1 protein-coding gene is annotated in these 338 nt (G+C 33.4%); it reads left to right on the forward strand.

Annotated elements, in window-relative coordinates; translation table 11 throughout:
- The coding region (locus G9F74_RS29570; protein ID WP_165406444.1) for a DDE-type integrase/transposase/recombinase at window positions 1-338 on the forward strand (338 nt) is incomplete at both ends.

The following is a 338-nucleotide window of genomic DNA, read 5'->3' on the forward strand; positions in this document are numbered from 1 at the left end:
CCAGTGGTAGCTAAAAATAGAATACAACGGAGATTTAAAGCTACCAAGCCTAATGAAAAATGGTTCACTGATATCACTTATTTGATGTTCGGCAATAAGACTCTTTATTTCTCATCTATTATAGATGGGTTTAACAATGAAATTGTAAGTTATAAAATAGGTGAGACACAGGATGTTTCTCTTGTATTAGATACTCTTAAAGAGGCTTTAAGAAAGCGAAATGTGATTGATACGATTTTGCATTCGGATCAAGGGAAAGTATATACATCAAAACAATTTCAAACATATGCCAAAGAAAAAGGCATTATCACAAGCATGTCTCGTACAGGAAACTGCCA

This window comes from Bacillus sp. EKM202B (assembly GCF_011066025.1).
In the GTDB taxonomy this organism is placed as follows: Bacteria; Bacillota; Bacilli; order Bacillales; family Bacillaceae_G; genus Bacillus_A; species Bacillus_A toyonensis.